Source organism: Chloroflexota bacterium, assembly GCA_014360805.1.
GTDB lineage: Bacteria > Chloroflexota > Anaerolineae > DTLA01 > DTLA01 > DTLA01.
The window spans coordinates 15,331-34,304 of sequence record JACIWU010000033.1; the positions used below are offsets into that span (position 1 = coordinate 15,331).

General features: G+C 64.4%; 14 protein-coding genes. 8 read left to right on the forward strand and 6 right to left on the reverse strand.

The features are described 5' to 3' along the window. Positions 1-8 precede the first annotated feature (8 nt). The 4 genes from gcvH to H5T65_07305 are packed head-to-tail and all read left to right on the forward strand — an operon-like array spanning position 9 to position 4,361. Positions 9-410 carry a glycine cleavage system protein GcvH gene (gene gcvH, locus H5T65_07290; GenBank protein MBC7259037.1) on the forward strand — a complete coding sequence of 134 codons (402 nt, stop codon included), beginning with the start codon at positions 9-11 and terminating at the stop codon, positions 408-410. Then, the gene (gcvPA, locus tag H5T65_07295) at positions 410-1,747 is read left to right on the forward strand and encodes an aminomethyl-transferring glycine dehydrogenase subunit GcvPA (protein MBC7259038.1); all 1,338 of its coding nucleotides are present in this window, start codon (positions 410-412) and stop codon (positions 1,745-1,747) included. Before gcvH ends, gcvPA begins: the two co-directional genes overlap by 1 nt. Beyond that, positions 1,744-3,192, forward strand: coding sequence for an aminomethyl-transferring glycine dehydrogenase subunit GcvPB (gene gcvPB, locus H5T65_07300; GenBank protein ID MBC7259039.1), 1,449 nt, complete (start codon positions 1,744-1,746; stop codon positions 3,190-3,192). Before gcvPA ends, gcvPB begins: the two co-directional genes overlap by 4 nt. A gap of 29 nt (positions 3,193-3,221) precedes the next feature. Next, entirely contained in the window at positions 3,222-4,361 is a 1,140-nt protein-coding gene (locus H5T65_07305) for a response regulator (GenBank protein MBC7259040.1), read from the forward strand. 76 nt (positions 4,362-4,437) lie between these two features. Here the strand turns inward: H5T65_07305 and gcvT are convergent, their stop codons facing one another. Together gcvT and H5T65_07315 are read right to left on the reverse strand one after the other, a co-directional pair. Further along, a complete protein-coding gene (gene gcvT, locus H5T65_07310) occupies positions 4,438-8,043 on the reverse strand; it encodes a glycine cleavage system aminomethyltransferase GcvT (protein MBC7259041.1) in 3,606 nt (1,201 codons plus the stop codon). Positions 8,044-8,047: 4 nt separating this feature from the next. Beyond that, on the reverse strand, positions 8,048-9,013 hold the full coding sequence (locus H5T65_07315) for a hypothetical protein (GenBank protein ID MBC7259042.1): 966 nt from the start codon (positions 9,011-9,013) through the stop codon (positions 8,048-8,050). A gap of 402 nt (positions 9,014-9,415) precedes the next feature. Here H5T65_07315 and H5T65_07320 point away from each other — a divergent pair, with 402 nt between their 5' ends. Together H5T65_07320 and H5T65_07325 are read left to right on the forward strand one after the other, a co-directional pair. Next, entirely contained in the window at positions 9,416-10,618 is a 1,203-nt protein-coding gene (locus H5T65_07320) for an FprA family A-type flavoprotein (GenBank protein MBC7259043.1), read from the forward strand. 371 nt (positions 10,619-10,989) lie between these two features. Next, positions 10,990-13,860 (forward strand): hypothetical protein, encoded by a 2,871-nt coding sequence (locus H5T65_07325; GenBank protein MBC7259044.1) that lies wholly within the window; start codon positions 10,990-10,992, stop codon positions 13,858-13,860. Here the strand turns inward: H5T65_07325 and H5T65_07330 are convergent. Next, positions 13,828-14,814 (reverse strand): serine/threonine protein kinase, encoded by a 987-nt coding sequence (locus H5T65_07330; protein MBC7259045.1) that lies wholly within the window; start codon positions 14,812-14,814, stop codon positions 13,828-13,830. The genes H5T65_07325 and H5T65_07330 overlap by 33 nt on opposite strands. A 188-nt stretch (positions 14,815-15,002) precedes the next feature. Here H5T65_07330 and H5T65_07335 point away from each other — a divergent pair, with 188 nt between their 5' ends. Together H5T65_07335 and H5T65_07340 are read left to right on the forward strand one after the other, a co-directional pair. Beyond that, positions 15,003-15,977, forward strand: a complete 975-nt coding sequence (locus H5T65_07335) for a CAP domain-containing protein (protein MBC7259046.1) — start codon at positions 15,003-15,005, stop codon at positions 15,975-15,977. 105 nt (positions 15,978-16,082) lie between these two features. Continuing rightward, entirely contained in the window at positions 16,083-16,985 is a 903-nt protein-coding gene (locus H5T65_07340; GenBank protein ID MBC7259047.1) for a site-specific integrase, read from the forward strand. Between the two features lies 1 nt (position 16,986). On the opposite strand, the gene H5T65_07345 is transcribed toward H5T65_07340, so the two are convergent. The 3 genes from H5T65_07345 to H5T65_07355 all read right to left on the reverse strand — a co-directional run bounded on the left by H5T65_07345 (position 16,987) and on the right by H5T65_07355 (position 18,956). Next, positions 16,987-18,318 carry a hypothetical protein gene (locus tag H5T65_07345; GenBank protein ID MBC7259048.1) on the reverse strand — a complete coding sequence of 444 codons (1,332 nt, stop codon included), beginning with the start codon at positions 18,316-18,318 and terminating at the stop codon, positions 16,987-16,989. Between the two features lie 174 nt (positions 18,319-18,492). Then, complete coding sequence (locus H5T65_07350; GenBank protein ID MBC7259049.1) at positions 18,493-18,711, reverse strand: 4Fe-4S binding protein; 219 nt, start codon at positions 18,709-18,711, stop codon at positions 18,493-18,495. Positions 18,712-18,725: 14 nt separating this feature from the next. After that, on the reverse strand, positions 18,726-18,956 hold the full coding sequence (locus H5T65_07355; protein MBC7259050.1) for a hypothetical protein: 231 nt from the start codon (positions 18,954-18,956) through the stop codon (positions 18,726-18,728). Between the last annotated feature and the right edge of the window lie 18 nt (positions 18,957-18,974).

The following is an 18,974-nucleotide window of genomic DNA, read 5'->3' on the forward strand; positions in this document are numbered from 1 at the left end:
GGTTAGAAATGAAGGTGGAACAAGGCCTGCTGTACCTGGAAAGCCACGAGTGGGTGCGCCTGGAGGGCGACGAGGCAGTGGTGGGCATCTCGGACTTCGCCCAAGAGGAACTCAACGATGTCGTGTACGTGGAACTGCCCGAGGTGGGCGACACCTTTGCGAAAGGGGATGTGTTTGGCACCGTGGAGTCGGTGAAGGCGGCATCGGATGTCTACCTGCCGCTCAGCGGTGAGGTCATCGCCGTCAACAAGGAACTGGAAGACTCGCCGCAACTGGTGAACGAAGATCCCTACGGGAAGGGCTGGTTCGTGCGAATCAAGGTCAGCAACCCGGAGGAGGCGAAAACTTTGCTGGACGCCGACGGGTACGCCAAATTCCTCGCTGAGGAGGCGAAAAAAGGAGGGCATTGATGCCATATATACCCCATAACGATGCTGACCGCGCCGCGATGCTCAAGGCCATCGGGGTCAGCAGCCTTGAGGATCTCTTCCGCGACGTGCCGGCTCAGGCGCGCTATCCTGAGATCAATCTCCCTGCCCCGATGTCCGAGCCTGAACTGCTGGACCACATCGGCGCGTTTAGCCAGATGAACGCCGACCTCAATCACTTCATCTGTTTCCTCGGCGCTGGCGCCTACAGGCATTTCATCCCAAGCGTCGTGGATCACATCGTTAGCCGCAGCGAATTCTACACTGCCTACACTCCCTACCAGCCCGAAATCAGCCAGGGCACGCTTCAGGCGATCTTTGAGTACCAGAGCATGATCTGCGCGCTCACGGGGATGGAAGTGGCGAACGCTTCGCACTACGATGGGGCTACTGCCGTGGCCGAGGCTATCGTCATGGCCTACAACGTACAGCGGAAAAAGCGCAACAAGGTGGTCATGTCCCCGTATGTGCACCCGGAATACCGCGCCACGGCCCGAACGTACGTGCAGGGGCTTGGGCTGGAGATCGTGGGCGACGACCGCCGTCAGGACCTGGACACGGTTCTCAATCTGGTGGACGAGCAGACCGCTTGTGTCGTTACCCAGACGCCCAACTTCCTGGGTGAGATTGAGGATTTGCGAGGCGTCGGCGACCGCGTCCACGCCAAAGGCGCGCTGTGGGTGGTGGTGGCAGACCCCATCTCGTTGGGTCTGTTCAAGGCGCCCGGGGACTACGGCGCTGATATCGTTGTCGGGGAGGGGCAGCCTCTGGGCAACCCCCTCAGTTTCGGTGGCCCGTACCTGGGGTTCTTCGCCACCCGCGAGCGGTTTGTGCACAAGATGGCCGGGCGGCTGGTGGGCGAGACGGTGGACGCGGAAGGCCGGCGGGGCTTCGTTCTGACCCTTTCGGCCCGCGAGCAGCACATTCGGCGCGAGCGAGCCACATCCAACATCTGTAGCAACGAGGCGCTGAATGCCCTGGCCGCGGCGGTCTATCTGGCGGCGGTGGGCAAATGCGGCCTTCGGCGCATCGCCGAACTGTGCTACCACAAGGCCCACTACGCGGCCAAAGCCGTCTCCAAAGTCCGCGGCTACTCGGTCGTAACGACAAAGCCCTTCTTCAAGGAGTTTGTCGTCCGGTGCCCTATGCCGGTCAGCGATCTCAATGATGAACTGCTGGAGTGGGGAATCGTAGGCGGGTACGATCTTGGCCGCGACTACCCGGACCTGGCCAACCACATGCTCCTGTGCGTTACGGAGCGGAACTCCCGCGCTGAAATTGACTATCTCGCCAAGGCACTGCGTGAGGTGGCGAAATGACAGAGCCTCTTATCTTTGAGATCAGCAGACCAGGCCGGTGCGCTGCGTCGCTGCCGGAGTGCGACGTGCGGCCGTCTGCCCTGCCGAAGGACCTGCTCCGCGACGAACTGCCGCTGCCAGAGGTGAGCGAGTTGGATTTGGTGCGGCATTATGTGCGGCTGTCGCACCTGAACCACGCAGTGGACACGGGCTTCTATCCCCTGGGATCCTGCACGATGAAGTACAATCCCAAGGTCAATGAGACTTTGGCTCGGCTGGAAGGCTTTGTGGCCACTCACCCATATCAACCCGAGTGGACCGTCCAAGGCAACCTGATCCTCATGTATGAACTCCAGGAGTGCCTGAAGGAGATCAGTGGGTTTGCGGCGGTGTCCCTTCAGCCGGCGGCGGGCGCGCACGGCGAATTCGCGGGCATGCTCATGGTTCGGGCGTACCATCTGGACCGAGGCGATCGCGGCCGCACCAAAGTGTTGGTGCCCGACTCGGCTCACGGCACGAACCCGGCTTCCACGGCCATGTGCGGCTTTGAGGTGGTGGAGATTCGTTCCGACGAGCGGGGCAATGTGGATCTGGAGGATCTCAAGGCTCATTGCGACGAGCACGTGGCGGGGATGATGCTCACGAACCCCAACACGCTGGGCCTGTTTGACGAGCACATCCTGGAGATTGCCGACATCGTGCATGGGTGCGGCGGGCTTCTGTACGGCGACGGGGCGAACCTGAATGCCATCGTCGGAGTTGCGAAGCCCGCGGATCTCGGGTTTGACATCATGCACTTCAACTTGCACAAGACGTTCTCCACGCCTCACGGGGGCGGAGGCCCAGGCGCTGGCCCTGTCGGGGTAACCCAGGCGCTGGCCCAGTTTCTGCCCGGCCCAATCGTCGTTGAAGAGGAGTCCGATGAGGACGAGGGTCCGTATTACTCCCTGGCCATGCCGGCCAAGAGCATCGGGCGGCTCAAGGCGTTCTACGGCAACTTCGGTGTGCTGGTGCGCGCCTATGCCTACATCCGACACCTGGGCGCGAGCGGGCTTCGCCGGGTAGCCGAGCACGCGGTGCTCAATGCGAACTATTTGCGCGTGCGGCTTCAGGACACCTACCCGCTGCCCTACAAGCGAACGTGCATGCACGAGTTCGTACTGTCGGGCACGATCCCCGGCGCTGAAGGTGTGCGGACCCTTGACATCGCCAAGCGGCTCATGGATTTCGGCTTCCACCCGCCGACCATCTACTTCCCGCTGATCGTGCCGGAAGCCTTGATGATTGAGCCGACCGAGACCGAATCCCTGGAGACGCTGGACGCTTTCGCCGGCGCGATGCTCAAGATCGCCGAGGAGGCGCGCACGCAGCCGGAGATGCTGCACGATGCGCCGTTCACGACGCCGCTGCGGCGATTGGACGACGTTCGCGCGGCCCGCGAGCCGAAACTGCGCTGGCAGCCATAGATTGACATGGGAGGCAGCACGCAAATCTCATGGCTACCCCCAGAGTCCTGGTGGTGGATGACAGCAGCACGGCGCGGGCGTTCGTAAAGGCGGCGCTCGCCCGATCGGGGTTGAACATCCTGGAGGCCAGCAGCGGTCCCGAGGCGCTGGCCCTGCTGGGGGCGCAGTCCATAGACCTGGTCATCACGGATGTCGTGATGCCGGATATGGACGGCTACGAACTCGTGCGCCGCATTCGCAAGGACCCGCGCACGAGCGGAATCCCTGTGCTGGTCCTCACGTCGCGGGGCGATGTGGCCGACAAGGTCGCCGGCTTTGAGGCGGGCGCCGACGATTACATGGTAAAGCCATTTGAGCCGGCGGAGTTGGAGGTGCGCGCCAGGGCTCTGCTGGCGCGGCGCGCGGTTTCCAATGCGCCAAGCGTCGCGCAGGAGAAGCAGGCGACCAGCGTCGCGGTTTTCGGGTGCAAGGGGGGCGTGGGAACGACCACGATTGCGGTGAATCTGGCCTTGGCCCTGCGCGAACTCAGCGGTGGGGCCGTTGCCCTCGTTGACGCCGACCTGTCCTTTGGCGACGTGGGCCTGCACCTGAACGTGCCCCCCGTGCACACCATCAACGACCTCGTGCAGTATGTGGAGGAACTGGATGCCTCCATGCTTGCCCAGGCGATGGTGGAACACCCGAGCGGCATTCGGGTCCTGCTGTCGCCGCCGAGACCCGAGAGGGCAGAAGAGGTATCCGCGCGCCTCATCGGGCGAGTGCTGGACGTGGCCTCGCGCAGTTTTGACTACGTTGTCGTTGACACGCAGCGGGTGTACGACGACCGCACGCTGATGGTTTTGGACAAAGCGGCTGTTATCCTGCTGGTCCTCACGGCGGACATCGGCGCGCTGCGCAATGCCAGCCTGTTCCTGACGCTCGCCCGAACGTTGGGCTATCCCGCCGACAAGGTCATACCGGTCCTGAACGGCACAGGCGTGGGTACCGGAATCCGAGAGCAGGACGTGAGGCGGGTTCTGGGCGGGCGAGAACCCGTCTCCATAGAGTCGGGGGGCGTGGAAGTGGCGCTGGCGACCAACCAGGGCAATCCGATCATCCTCGCGAATCCGCGGAACAAGGCGGTGCGCGCCGTGAAGCAACTGGCCGGAAGGATTGTCTCAGAAGCGTGAATCCCATCGTGCAGATGGCAAGGGAGGGGCCAGATGGTGTGCCCCTCCCTTTTTTCTTCGCTGTGGATGCCGCCCGCTATTCTCCGGTTTCGGGCATGACCGGAGCGCCTAGCCTGGGGAATCGCGCCAACACCGTGCACCATTCGGGGAGCACGACCTGGTCCCCCCGCTCCAGTTCGGCCAGGGAGACGGGCTTGTCGGTTTTGGCGGCCGCCGTTGGGAAGACCGCAATCTCCGTACCCTCCTGCGCGTAACGCTTGTCCACCAGCGCCATGCCGATTTGAGTTTCGCCCACGAGGGTACAACTGGTAACGCGGCCGATGTATTGCCCACGCTTGTTGACCACAGGCTCGTGGCCGCGGAGGGCGCGGGCGTTGGGCGAATTGACCCGGAACCGGACGATGGTGTTCTTGGCCTCGGCGGAGTGTTGCAGGATTGCGTCGCGCCCCACGAAGAACGGCTTGTGGTACTTGACATAAGGCTCAAAGCCTGCCTCAATTGGGGTGATCCCGTAGGCTCCGGCCAACTCATGCCCGTACAGCGGCAGGCCGGCCTCAATGCGCGTGGAGTCACGCGCGGCCAGGCCAGCCGGCTTCAGCCCAAACGGCTCGCCTTTCTCTAGCAACAGATTCCAGAGGCGCACGGCCTCATCCGGATGCACGAAAAGTTCAAACCCCACCGGTTCGCCGGTGTAGCCTGTGCGGGACACAACCAGTGGGATGCCCGCAAGGGTGGTCTCTATCAACTCCGTGCGGCGGATGTGCGCCAAGTCCGCGGCCTGCCTGGAGTCGCGGGCCAGGCTTTGCAGGATCGCCAGGGATGCGGGGCCTTGCAGCGCCAGGTCAACTTTGCAGTCCTTGCCCCAGCGGGGGTCTTTCAGGTCGCGCAGGGTGGCGGGGGCTTCCACGCGCACATAGGGCCGATTGCGGTCAATCCGCACCTGCCCTTCGTTCACGGCGTTCAGCCAAGCCCAGTCCTTCTCCGCATTGGCCGCGTTGACCACCACCATGTACCGGTCGCGCCGCAGGCAGTAGATGATGATATCGTCCAGGACGTTGCCATCCGGGTCCAGCAGGTAGGCGTACTGCGACTGGCCAGGCTCCAGCCACCGCACGTAGTTGGACGCCACCACGTCCAGGAACGAGGCCGCGTGGGGGCCTGAGACTTCCAGCACGCCCATGTGGGCCACGTCAAACAGGCCGGCGGTCTTTCGGACGGCGGCGTGCTCCTCACCGACGCTGGTGTACCAGACCGGCATCTCCCAGCCGGCAAAGGGAATCAACTTGCGCGTGCGCTTCTTGTGCTCTTCGTAGAGCGGTGTTCGCTTGAGGGTTTCTTCTTCCTGCCACTGCCATGTGAATTCAGGCAGGTGCTCCACCGGCGCGGACGCGGCCAAAGACTCTTGCCCCACGAAGTAGGGTTTGCGCAGGTCAAAGAGGGTTTCGTGCCCGCCATGGAGCAGCGCCAAGGCGCTGGGGCGGGCGGCTTCGCCGTCGTAGGCGGGAAGTCCGGCCGCTCGCCGCGCCGCAATCCAAGCGTCGCGGCCGCCAGGCACCGCGCCCGCATCCGTGAGGCTCTTCTCCAGCGCCGTGATGGCGTCGGGATGGCCCATGCAGAGAAGCCCGTCGCGCAGGAAAGGCGCGCTGCCGATGAGCAGCGGGTGGCCGGCAAATTGCGTTTCCTGCGCGCGGCCTTGCTCAACGTTGCCGACGCGCAGGACGTTGTCCAGCAGGGCGCGCGCCGCTGGGCCGACGACCGCCAGGGCCACCAGCGTCGCCTCGTCGGGCGCCTCTGTGGTAGCATCTACGACAATCGCAGGCCCCTGCACCTTGCGCAGGATGTCCTGGTTGTCAAAGAGCACGTAGCCGTCGCTCAGCGCGCGGAGCCAATCCCTGACCGTGTCGGCGTTGGCGGCGTTGACGATCACGTGGTAGCGGTCCTCGCCCTGGGGGCCTGGGGCAAGCCGCAGGATGAGCACGTCGTCCAGGACATGGCCATCTCCGTCCAGGAGCGCGGCATGGGCCACCTGGCCGGGTTCCAGGGCGGCCAAGTTGGCCGTTGTGGCTTCCTGGAGAAACGCGTGGGCGCGCGCGCCACGCACAGACAATATCGTGAACTGCGACGGGTCCAGGATTACCGCGCCTTGGGCCAGGGCGCGCGAAACGGCAGCGGGGTCCGGCGTGTGCGTCTGAACTGGCACCGCAGCGGGGCTCGGCGATGGCGGCAGATGGTAGTGGGGGTAGCCAGAGCGGCGTTCGGTCTGGGGCTCAAACCGCGAGGCGAACTCGTCCACTTCTTGCCGCACCTGGCGAAGGAGCGCGAAGGGAGCCTTTCCGCGCGGCAGGATGCCGCTGAGACCCACGTACTGGAATGGGCGAATCTCGCGGACGACGCGGAAGATGAAATCGGCGATGCGATCCATGTCCGGCTCGCGCATGCCGCGTTGCGTAACCCAGGGCGTGCCGAGTCGTATGCCGCTGGCGAGGGCGGTGATCTCGTCGCCGGGGATAGTGTTCTTGTTGACGATGATTCCGCAGATTTCCAGCAGGCGCGCCGCTATTTCGCCCCTGGGGAACTCGCCCGTCGGCGACTTCACGGACTTGAGGTCCACCAGGAGGAGGTGGGTATCCGTCCCGCCGTAGGCCAGGCGCAGGCCACGGTCCTGCAAACTTTGGGCCAGTGCCTTCGCGTTGAGCACGATTTGCTTCTGGAGCGCGTGGAATTGCGGCGTCTGCGCGAGTTTGAAGGCCACGGCAAGGGCTGCGAACGTGTTGACGTGAGGCCCGCCCTGTTCGCCCGGGAACACGGCGCTGTCAATCTTCGCGGCATGTTCTTCCGATGTGGTCAGGATCACGGCCGCGCGCGGCCCGCAGATAGTCTTGTGGGTGGTGAACACGGTAACGTCGGCGATGCCCACCGGGCTTGGATAGGCGCCGGCGACGACCATGCCTGCCGTGTGGGCGATGTCGGCCATGAGGATCGCCCCCACGGCGTCAGCGATTTCGCGGAACTTCTGCCAGTCGGGCGCCCATGGATAGGACGTGTAGCCCGCGATGATCATCTTGGGGCGATGCTGGAGCGCCAACTCGCGGATGGCGTCGTAGTCCAGGCGCTCGGTCTTGGGGTCCACCGTGTAGGAGACGATGCGGTACTGCTTGCCCGAACGGTTGAACTGGCTGCCGTGGGTCAGGTGGCCGCCGTGCATCAGGTTCATACCCATGACGGTCTCGCCGGGGCGGACGAACGCCTCGTAGATGGCGTTGTTGGCGGCGGCCCCCGACAGCGGCTGTACGTTCACGAAGATTTGGTCGGCGCGCACGCGCTCGTTGGCGAAGCAGGCGGCGGCGCGTTTCTGGGCCAGCGTCTCCACGAAATTGACATAATCGGCACCTTTGTAAAATCGCCGATCCGCGTAGCGTCGGTAGTAGGCCAGTTGATGATCATAATCCAGCAGTAGTTCTTCAGGTTCCCGGCCCATGCGGGTTGGGGGATAGCCTTCGGCGTAGATGTGCGAGAACTCGGACGAGAGCGCTTCTCGCACGGCAGAGGGCGCTATGCTCTCCGATGGAATCAGAATGATGCGCCGGGACTGGCGCTCTCGCTCCAAATCAATCAGAGTCTGAACTTGAGGGTCCAGCGAGGCCAGGGAACCATGGAAGAGAAAACTGTGGCGCTCACTCATGATCTCACTCCTTTGTGATTTGCTTTGCGCTGGGCACCGGGACCGTCTCGTACTGCCGTGGCAAATCCTTGCGTTCCCAGGCGCGTTCTATCAGCAGGTAGATGCCTCCCGTCAGCAGGCTGTTGCCGCCGAGGACGGCAGGGCGGTCGCCGTTCAAGAGCGCCTCGGTGAGCCGACGCAATCCCCGGTGGGCGACGCGGGCAACCAACCCCATGTCGGAATAGAAGAAATCGTCCGGCGCGGGCCACTCTGATTCGCGGAACAGGATGCGCGTGTTCACCAGAAACGCCTCGCCGAGTTCGGACAGGTACCGCACGAAGCGCGCGGCTCCGACCGAGGCCAGCAGCGAGGTGAGCAATCCGCCCGGCGCATCGCCCAGCAGCCGCACGCGGCAGGCGGTCTCTTGCTCCAGGTGCCGCCATCCTTCCGAGCCGGGGTCGCCCACAACGACGAGTTCGGCGGTGCGCTTCGTCAGAACGCGGGTAACGGCGCGGATGTTCTCGGCGACGACGGGTGCGGGGCGGGTGCTCTCGCCCGGAGCCAGGTCTCGCGGGCCAAGCGTGTCCAACAGGCAGAGGTCTCCGGCGGTGGCGATGCGGAACATGGTGGCGGCGGCGGGCGGGAACAGTTTTTGCGGCTTGCTTCCGGTTTTGGGCCACGTTCCCCCGGGGAACGCCCACAGGTCCGCGCGTTGCGGGCGGTTGCCCCAGATACAGCCGTCTCGCGCTGCCAGGCCCAGGCGACAGGCGCTCTCGCCGGTCAGGAGCGCGCCCGCGCCCCATCGCACCCACAAGACGCTGCCGGCGATTCCGGACAGTTGGTGGGCGCCCGGCAACGGGGTGTCGTCTCCGAAGAGGCGCGCGGCCTCGCATCTGTCGCCGACGAGCACCGCACGCGCGCCGCATTCCTGCGCGGCCTTGGCCACGCGCAGCACGGCGCGGCGACGAGCCTCGGCGAGGGCTGAACGCATCCCGTCGCCACCTTGCGTTGGCCGCACTTCCAGGGCGACGTGGAGTGTATTTGACGACTGCCCAACAATCACGGAAGATCTCCGGAGTTCTCGGAATGGCAGGGCTTGCATTCCACCGATGCAGCACTGTCTAGAGGCATTCTACTATCCGAGGGGCGCTTTGTCAAAGGCGCGCGCGGGTGGCGGCCCCTTACCCTAGCCCGCTCCCCGCATAAGCGGGGCGGGGGGACTTGGCGGCTAGGGATAGCCGCCCTACTTGCTGCCTGCGGGCGGGGGCGGCCCCTCACCCCAACCCTCTCCCCGCGCAAGCGGGGCGAGGGGGTGGGACTTTGCGAATCCTGCCACAATGGGGTATCATGTGCCTAGAATATCAACCGAGCATCACAATCAGGAGGTGGCCCTATGACCGTCATCCAGGTGCGACCCGACATCTATTGGATCGGCGTCAATGACCGGACGACCGACCTTTTTGAAGGCGTGTGGCCCATTGACCAGACGGGTGTGTCCTACAACGCTTATCTTGTCCGCGACGAGAAAACGGCGCTGATTGACCTGGCCAAGGCGTTCAAAGCCGACGAATTCCTGGGTCAGATCGCCCAAGTCTGCGACCTGGGCGCGATTGACTACGTGGTTGTCAATCACGTAGAACCCGACCATTCCGGCTTGTTGGCGCTTTTCCGCAGGCTTGCGCCCCAGGCGACCATTGTCGGCACGGAGAAGACCAAGGAGTTGCTGGAGGCCTTCTACGGCGGCGCCGAATCCGTCCAGGTCGTGCAAGATGGAGAGGTGCTGGACCTGGGCAGCCATACCCTTCAGTTCTTCTCCACGCCGTTCGTGCACTGGCCGGAGACGATGATGACCTACGACCAGGCGCAGAAAGTGCTTTTCTCGTGCGACGCCTTTGGCGGATACGGCGCTCTCCGCGGCGCGATCTTTGACGATCAGTGCGTGGATATGGGCTTCTACGAGCGCGAGGCGTTACGCTACTACGTCAACATCATCGCCAAGTTCAGCGGCCCGGTGCTTCGCGCCATCAAGAAACTGCAATCGGTGCCGCTGGAAGTGATTGCGCCGTCTCACGGCCTCGTCTGGCGCAAGAACCCGCAACGCATTGTGGAACTGTATGCGCAGTGGGCGCGCTATGCCACCGAACCCGCTGAGCCCGGCGTTACGCTCCTGTACGGTTCCATGTACGGCAATACCGAGAGGGTGATGAACGCCGTTGCACAGGGAATCTCGCGCGAAGACGTGCCGCTGGAGGTGTTTGACGTTGCGCGCACCCACTACAGTTATATCCTGCCCTCGTTGTGGACAAAGATGGGCGTGATGATCGGCGCACCGACGTATGAGGTGGGGTTGTTTCCCCCAATGGCTCATGTGCTGGATATTGCCGCGCGGAAGCGCGTCATGAACAAGAAGGCGGCATGGTTCGGGAGTTATGGCTGGAGCGGAGGCGCGCAGAAGGAACTGGCCGACCTCATCACTCCGCTCAAGTGGGACTTGCTGGAAACGATGGAGTTCAGAGGCGGGCCGACGGCCGAGGACATGAAGGCCGCAGAGGAATTCGGCGCTCGGTTTGCACGCGCACTTGTCCAGAATCATTGACAATGGCCGGACGGGCTGCGCTTTCCGCGAAGGTGCGGGGGAAGGCCGCGTCGCGTGGGCGTCAGATGACATTTTCGGCGAATGAAAGCGCGAATTTGACAGCGACGCCGAATCGTGATAGAATGCACAACTGAATAGAGGCACACAAAGACGTGGGCCTGGGCTTGTTACCGTTGCCCGCGTCTGGCGGGCAACGGTTCTTTTGGGTGAAAGGCGGCGCGGGTGGCCGTTTTCATCTCTCCTCCTACCTCCTTTTTGCGCAGAGGGCGGGGCTACAAGGCCCCGCCCTGTGTTTTCCCGGACTGGCTCGCTTCGGTTGACCACCCTGGCATCGTGCATTATACTCTGCGGCGGAGGACGGTGCGAAAACCATGCGTGGCAGAAAACGCGGGCTTGCGTTCGCAATCTTGCTTTGCCTGGCGCTGCTCAGCCCGGGGCTGCCCACACTCGTGAGCAGCCAGGGGACTGAAGCGGATGTGGATTCCCTTCTGGCTCGCATGACGCCGTCGGAGCGGGTTGGGCAGTTGTTCGTGGTCGGGTTCTCGCCCGCCTCCGAGGCAGAGATTGTGAGGCTAGTGCGCGATTACCACATTGGAGGCGTGGTGCTGGCTGCGCGCAACGGGAATCTGCCACCCTCACTTGCCGACGCGGCGGCTCTTCGGGACTTGATCGGCGCCCTGCAAGGCGCGGCGTTGGCGGGCGCCGTCGGTGTTCCAGCCGGGACTCCGTCTACAACGCCGGCTCCAGCGCCGACGGTAGCCGCTACCCCGCCAGCGACTGCGAACCAGGAGTACGTTGCGATTCCGCTTTTTGTCGCCATGGATGAGGCGGATTTGGGTCTCGTGAGCGGCGAGGGAGGACTTCCTGCCCAGTTGAGCGCGATGGCGCTGGGCGCCACTTGGGATGAGAGTGCGGTGGAAAGGGCGGGGCGGGTCGCGGGGCGGCTGCTTCGGGCGCTGGGCGTGAACGTGTTGTTGGGGCCGCCGCTGGATGTGGCCAACCCGACGCGGGCGGGTTTGGCGGGGGATTTGGGCGTGCACACCTTTGGGGAGTCGCCTCACTGGGTGTCGGTGCTGGGGCGGGCCTATGTCCGTGGGGCGCACACGGGTTCGGAGGGCCACGTTTTGATCGTTGGCACTCATTTCCCCGGACTCGGTGCTGCCGACAGGGATGTGTATGTGGAGGTTCCCATTGTCCAGGATTCGCTGGAAAACCGCCTGGCGACGGATTTGCTTCCTTTCACGGCGCTTGTGCGTCCCAAGTCGCCCGAAGCCGATGACACCCTGGATGGAATCCTGGCTACGCATGTGCAGTTCCACAGCGTCAATGGTAATACGCTGATGGTGCGGCCGGCGAGCCTTGACCCTCAGGCGCTGTCCCATTTCCTCTCGTTGCCGCAGGTGGCTCCATGGCGCGAGTCCGGGGGGCTGGTGGTGGGCGATTCCCTGGGGGCGCGCTCCGTTCGCCAGTACTACGACCCGAAGTCGGAAGGATTCCAGGCCAAACGAGCGGCATATGAGGCATTCCTGGCGGGCAACGATATCCTCATTCTGGACATGGTAAGCCCGTCGGCGGACGACTGGAACGGGCATTTCGCCAGTGTGCGCGAGACTCTGGATTTCTTCCAGGCGAAGTATCAGTCCGATGCCGCCTTCCGAAGTCGGGTGGATGCCAGCGTGCGGCGCATTCTGGCTGCGAAGTTGAGACTGTACCCGCGTTTCTCGGTGGACGCCGTGATTCCAGAACCCGCGCTGCTTCAGAGTGTGGGCGAGGACGCACAGGCGGTGTCGGAGATCGCGAGCAAGGCCGTAACGCTGGTCTACCCGCGACCCGAAGAACTGGCAGCGAAAATGCCGGCTCCGCCCTCGGCGGGCGATCGGCTGGTGATTGTGGAGGATGTGGTTGCATTCACCCCATGTGTGGAGTGCGAACCACTGGAACAGCCGGCCCCGGGCACGACGCTGCGTCTGCTCCAGCGTCTCTACGGGCAGGAAGGCAGCGGGCATGTGGACATGGCCCGCGTTCAGTCGTTCACGTTTGAGGATTTGGCGGGATTGCTGGCCGGGAGCGAGGCCGAGAGTGCGGTGCGCTTGCAGGCGGCGCTGAGCGAAGCGAACTGGGTGTTGTTCATGGTGCAGGGCCATGGCGCACCCGAGGGCGGAGGGGCCAACCCTCTGGCGACGCTGCTGCGGGAACAACCTGCGCTCGTCCGCGATAAGCGCGTGGTGGTTTTCGCCCTCGGTGCCCCCTACGATCTGGATTCCACAGACGTGGCGAAGACCACTGTGTATTACGCGCTGTACAGCGCCACGGAGCCTGCGATAGAGACAGGGCTTCGCGCTCTGTTCGGGGAAATCGTGCCCGTGGGCAAACTGCCGGTTTCGGTCCCCGCCGTGCAGTACCGCCTGTCGGAGTGGCTGCAGCCTGCCGCGGATCAGTTGCTGTACCTGGAACCCCTCGGGGCGCCTGAGGGCGAGGGAGGGCAAGTAACGCTTGGCCTCGGCGACGAACTTGCGTTGGCGACGGGCGTGATCCTAGACTGCAACGGCAATGTCGTCCCCGATGGCACAGCCGTTACCTTCATGTTCTACGATTCGGAGTCGCGCCTGTCGTGGCAGGAGATGGGGGCCACCACGGACGGCCGGGCGACGGTGCGGCTAAGGTTGCAGCGCCCTGGGACGGTGGAAGTTACGGTGGCGGCGGGTCCGGCCGCGCGCTCGGCCAAGTTGCTGGTTACGGTGCGCGGCGATCAGCCGGCGGTGATCTCCACGATGGTGCCTACGCCCGTGCCTACGGCAACGCCACAGCCGACGCCAGCCGCGATTTTCCCGGGTGAGACCGCGCTGCCCATCCCGCCTTCGCGCCCGCTGGATATTTATGCGTTCATGTTGAGCCTGTCCGGCATCCTGGGGCTTTCGGCGGCGTCGGGTGCTTTGGCCTACGCGCGGTCCGGTAGGATAGTCGCGGTAGAGACGGCGCTCCTGGCGTTGTGTGCGGGGCTGGTGGGGTATCTGACCTACGGGCTGCTCGGCTTGGCTCTGGGGCGCACCGTCGTGCTGGAAGGCATGCAGCGGGCGATCCCATGGCGTTGGCAACCGGCCATCCTGTCCTACATGTTGTGCGGGGTTACGGGGCTGGTTGGGTGGCTTGCGCCGGCGGCGGTTGCAAAGACGGCCCACACCCTCAGGCGGGCCACAGGCGGCGCAGCGTCAGAGCCCCAGGGACACGAGCAGCGACGCTAGGAGGAGCAGTCCAGCGAGGATGACCAGGGCCAGGTCGTGGCGTAGGAGGCCCGCCCAGGGGGTTTGCATTGCGCGCGCAGCACGGGCGGATGCGGGCATGTCTTCGCCGTGGAGGAGCGCTCGGAACTCCGCGACGCTGGACGGTCGGTCCTGCGGGTGCATGGCCATCGCCTTGAGAATCGCTTGGGCGACATGCGATGGCAAGTCTGGCGCGAGTCGCTGGGGTTCTACGAGACTATCCGGCTTGAGGAATCGTTGTTTGGCGGATGCGGGTGGCTGGCCCGTCAGCAGGTGATAAAGGGTAGCGCCCAGGGCATAGATGTCGGTGCGTGGGTCTGTGTGGCCCGTCTCTCCCCCGTACTGCTCCAAAGGCGTGTACGCCAACGTCCCCAACCCCTGGATGACCGTGATGGTGGAGTTGTCGTCGGGGGCCATCCACTTCACCAAGCCGAAGTCCACCAGTTTGATGATGCCTGAATCGGCCAGTTTGATGTTGGCGGGCTTGATGTCTCGGTGCAGGATGGGCGGGTTCTGAGTGTGGAGGTAGTGCAGGGCGGCGCACAGTTGCTCTGCCCAGTCCAGCACTTGCTCTACAGGGAGGCCCGGCTGTCCCATTGGACGGTTCTTGAGGAGCGTGAGCAAATCCTGCCCCGCCACGTAGTCCATGACCAGGTAGTGGCGCGCGCCGCTGGAGAAGTAGTCGGAGACCTTGGGCAGGTTGGGGTGATCCAGTGTGGCCAGGGTGGTCGCCTCGCGCTTGAACTGCTCGTGCATTTGTTTCACCTGCGCGGGCGAGAGTTTCGGGTCAATCCAGGTCTCCTTCACCGCGCAGAGCCGACCGGCCAGGCGGGTGTCGCTGCATTTGTACACCGCGCCCATGCCCCCCTGTGCGATGAGGCCCAGAACCTTGTAGCGGTTGCCGAGCAATGTCCCTGGCTGAACCGTTTGAGCCATGGCTTTTCCCCGAAAGCGCGTCTAGGTGTAGACTACCCGACTTTGGGCAGGGTGTCAACTCTCGCGTGCGCTGGCCGATTTGTCAGAAAGCGGCACGAGTGGCATACTCGGCCGCGCCGATCCGGGCACGGCCCCGAGATAGGCGCAATCCATTTTGGCAAACGGTGATCCATTTGACCAAGATACGCATGCGAGGCCCCAGCAGGGTGGTTCTTACACAGGGGCTGCTCGTTCTATTCCTGCTCGCTGCCGTAGCCGTCGCAACGACGAACGGGTCGGTGGCAGCGGGCCTGGCAGAATCCGATAGTAGCGGCGTGCGCGTGCTGCCGACGGGCGATGGGGCGGGAAGCGCCACACCCGACGCGGCAGCCGCGACATTCGCCGAGCGGGTGATTGAACTGACCAACCAGGAGAGGGCCAAGGCCGGTTTGCCACCCCTGATCAGCGATGCCTCGTTGAACGCCGCCGCGCTGGCCCACAGCCAGGATATGGCCGATCACGATTTCTTCAGCCACACTGGCTCGGATGGCTCTTCGGCCTGTGGCCGCATGGGGGCAGCGGGGTATAGCCCGATTTGGGCGTGCGGCGAGAACATCGCGGCGGGGTACACGTCGCCTGAGGAAGCGGTTGCCGCGTGGATGAACAGCGCCGGGCACAGGGCCAATATCCTCAGCCCATACTACCACCACATTGGGGTGGGGTACGTGTACGACGCAGGCGACACGTTTGGCCCCTATTATCACTACTGGACGCAGGACTTTGCGGCGCACTCGTGGCAGACGCCTGTGCCTGCCACGGCGACGCCAACCCGGACGGCGACTCCTACACGGATGCCGACGAGCACACCGACCCCAAGCCGAACACCCACGCGGCCCCCCACACTTACCAGGACGTCCACCGCTACGGCTACGCTAACCGCCACGCCAACGCGGACAGCCACCGTTAGGCCCAGCGCGACCTCCACCGACACGCCGACGGCGACCTTTACGGCGAGCGCGACGCCCACGTCCACGCGGACGCCGACATCTTCGGCCACACCTGCACCTTCGGCGACATCGCCAGCGACCGGTACCTTCACACCCACACCCACGCAAATTCCCCCGCCCATCCAGCCGCCGCCCATGATGCGGCGACTGTGGCTCCCTCTCGTGGTCGCGCTGTAAGGGCACGGATCGCCTGCCCGGCGGCGAGTGGACGCCCGAAGGCAAGGGTGGTATCATGTGCATAGTCCTAGCCGGGCTGTGCACATCGCGAGGAGGAAGATGCGCATGTACGAGCAACAACTGCCCCTGTGGGGGAGCGGCGCGGCACCGACCCTGGGCGAGACGTTTGAGCCGTTCCGCCGTTACATGGAGCGCAAGGGGTTCGCGGAAAACACCATCAAGTCGTTTCTGGGCGACCTGCGCATTCTCGCGGGCTACCTGGGCGCGGGCGTGCGGGTTTCGGAGATTTCCACATCGGACCTCAACCGCTTTCTGACCTACTTGCAGCGGGAGCGGGGAAAGCCATGCACGCCCAAGTCGTTCGCCCGCCGCCTGACAACCCTGAAGGTGTTTTTCAAATGGCTGGCCGAGAGCGGGGTCATCCCCGTGGATCCCGCGGCGACCATCGCCCATCGGCCGGTCTCAACGCCTCTGCCGTTGGTGCTGTCGGATGCGCAGGTGGAAAGCGTGCTTGCGGCCGCTCAGTCGCTTCGGAGGGCGGAGAAGCCCGACTCGCGCCCGTATCTCCTGGTGCGGCTTCTGTTGGACACGGGCATCAAGAAGAGCGAATGCATGAACATTCGCTTGGAGGATTTGTCCATCGCCGACCCGATGCATGCGTCTGTGCGCGTCCGAGCCACCGACGCCCGATATGCGCGCTACAAGGAGCGGCGACTGGCGTTGCGGCCTGAGACCGTGGCGGCGCTTCGGGAGTACCGACAGCAGTACCAGCCGAAGGATGTGCTGTTTCCCTGTACCGCGCGCAATTTGGAGTACGTGCTGACAGATTTGGCGAAATTGGCGGGGTTGGAGGCCCTGTCCTTTGAGATGCTGCGGATGACCTCGGCGCTGCGAGATTTTCGGGATGGCATGGATCCGGAGCATTTGCGGTTGAAACTGGGGCTGTCCAAGATGAGTTGGGAGGGAACCCTGCCCAAACTCAAGCGGTTGCTGGAATCGCCGCTGTAGGTCAGCGCACCGTACGCGGCATGACGACCCGGAAGATGGCCTGATATTCGCTGTTTGCGTTGAGGGCCTCGCCGCTCCAGCCGCCGATGGCGTAGAGGCGCGTCTCAAATGCAGCCAGACCGAGATTTCGCCACTGGCCGATGGTGGGCGTGGGGAAGCGTACCCACGTGTCGCTCTGGGGTTCGTAACGCTCGTTATACGCCACAAATCCCCTCCAACCGCCGCCCACGACGTAGATGTTGTTGCCCACGGCTGCGGCGGCCGCTCCTCCGCGCGGGACGCTCAGGGATGCGCATGATCTCCACGGTTGGGTTCCCGTGCCCTCCAGGGATGGCGAATACTCGTAGCACGTGGCAAACTCGCGCGTCCCGTCGTAGCCGCCGATGAGGAAGACCTTGCCTGCGAGCGCGGCAACCGCCTGAAAGCCGAGCGCCTGCGGCATCGGGGTGCGGGCAGTCCAGATACCCGTGTTGGGCGCGAATTCAAAGACTGTGTCCACGTATCGGCGGCCGTCCCATCCGCCGAACAGGTAGATACGCTCGCCGACCTCGGCCAGGGCGTAGGCCGAGCGCGGGGCAGGCAACGGCGGCCCTTGCGTCCATTCCTGCGTGATGGGGTTGTAGATTTCCAGCGTGCTGAGCACGCGGCCTTGGGCGTCGTGGCCTCCGGGCACGTAGATGCGCCCGCCTAGGGTTACGGCTCCGATGTTCGCGGCGGGGGTAGGCTTGGGTGGGTGGCTGACCCAGCGGTCTTCGGCGGGCAGGTATTGCTCCACCGCTCCCGTAACCTGGCCGCCGGCGACGCCGCCGATGGCGAAGATGCCGCTTTCTGTGGCAACGACGGCCAGCCTGGCCCGCGCGGTAGGCATGGGCGCGCGGTTCGTCCAGCGGGATGGGAGGCGCTGGGGAGCCGCAGGGGCGGCAGCGCCGGAGTCAAGGAAGGGATCAGCGGCATTGCCGGCCTGTGGGTGAGTCCCCGCGACGCTCACCGCCACGAGCGCGACGGCCAGCGCGGCGGCGAGGATAAGGTAGGCGCGCTGCCAAGAGGCCCATGCGCGACGCAAAGGCGGCCAGTCCAAGGTCGGCGCGCTGGGCGCCGGTTCTGTGGCTTGGGGTGGCTCAACGCGGATCAGCCCTCGCCGCACGGCCACCATTGTGGCTTCAGTGCGTGACTCCACGCCGAGTTTGGCGAAGATGTTGCGCAGGTGAACCTTGACGGTGTTGACGCTGATGGTGAGTTCGCGCGCGATTTGCTGATTCGTTGCGCCGCGTGCGACCAGGCGGAGGAGTTCCATTTCGCGCTCGCTCAGTTCCTCGTTGTCTTGCGATACCATTGGCCGGCTCCACACAGAACACGCTGCGTGCATTATGCAACAGGGGGTCGGATTCGGCAAGCGCGCGGGGATGTTTGGACCAGCGGGACGCGATGACGGGCTTGGGCAAATTATGCCCGAGCGGCCATTGGTGCACGATGCGCGGGAGGCGCAGCGCGATGGCCGCCGCAGGCACTAGGAGGAGGGTTGGCCGAACACGACCAGGAACGGGCGCCGGATGGCCTCGGTGGGGCACACTTCCTCGCAGTTGCCGCAGTACACGCACTCAATGGAAGTGTCCAGCACGGGCACGCCCGCCACGAGCGACAGCGCGTGGTAGGGGCAGACTTCTACGCAGGCCCCGCAGGACGTACACAATTCCGGGATGATGATGGGGCGCAAGGGTTCTTCCACGTTTGCTCCGTCTCTCACGATGCCTTTTTCAGAGATGGCTTCTTGCCCGTAACCTTGGCGTAGAGTTCGGGCCCCACGCATTCCAGGGCGGCTGGACACCATTCCACGCACGAAGGCGGCAGATCGCGGGTAGTAACGGTTCCGCAGGCCCGGCACCGAACCTTCATCTCGTCGCTCCAGATTTCCAGCACGCGGCCACAACCCGCGCACGTGATTTCCTCGGGTGTGGGTTGTTTGAGTCCGATGCTGCCCGGGCAGAATTT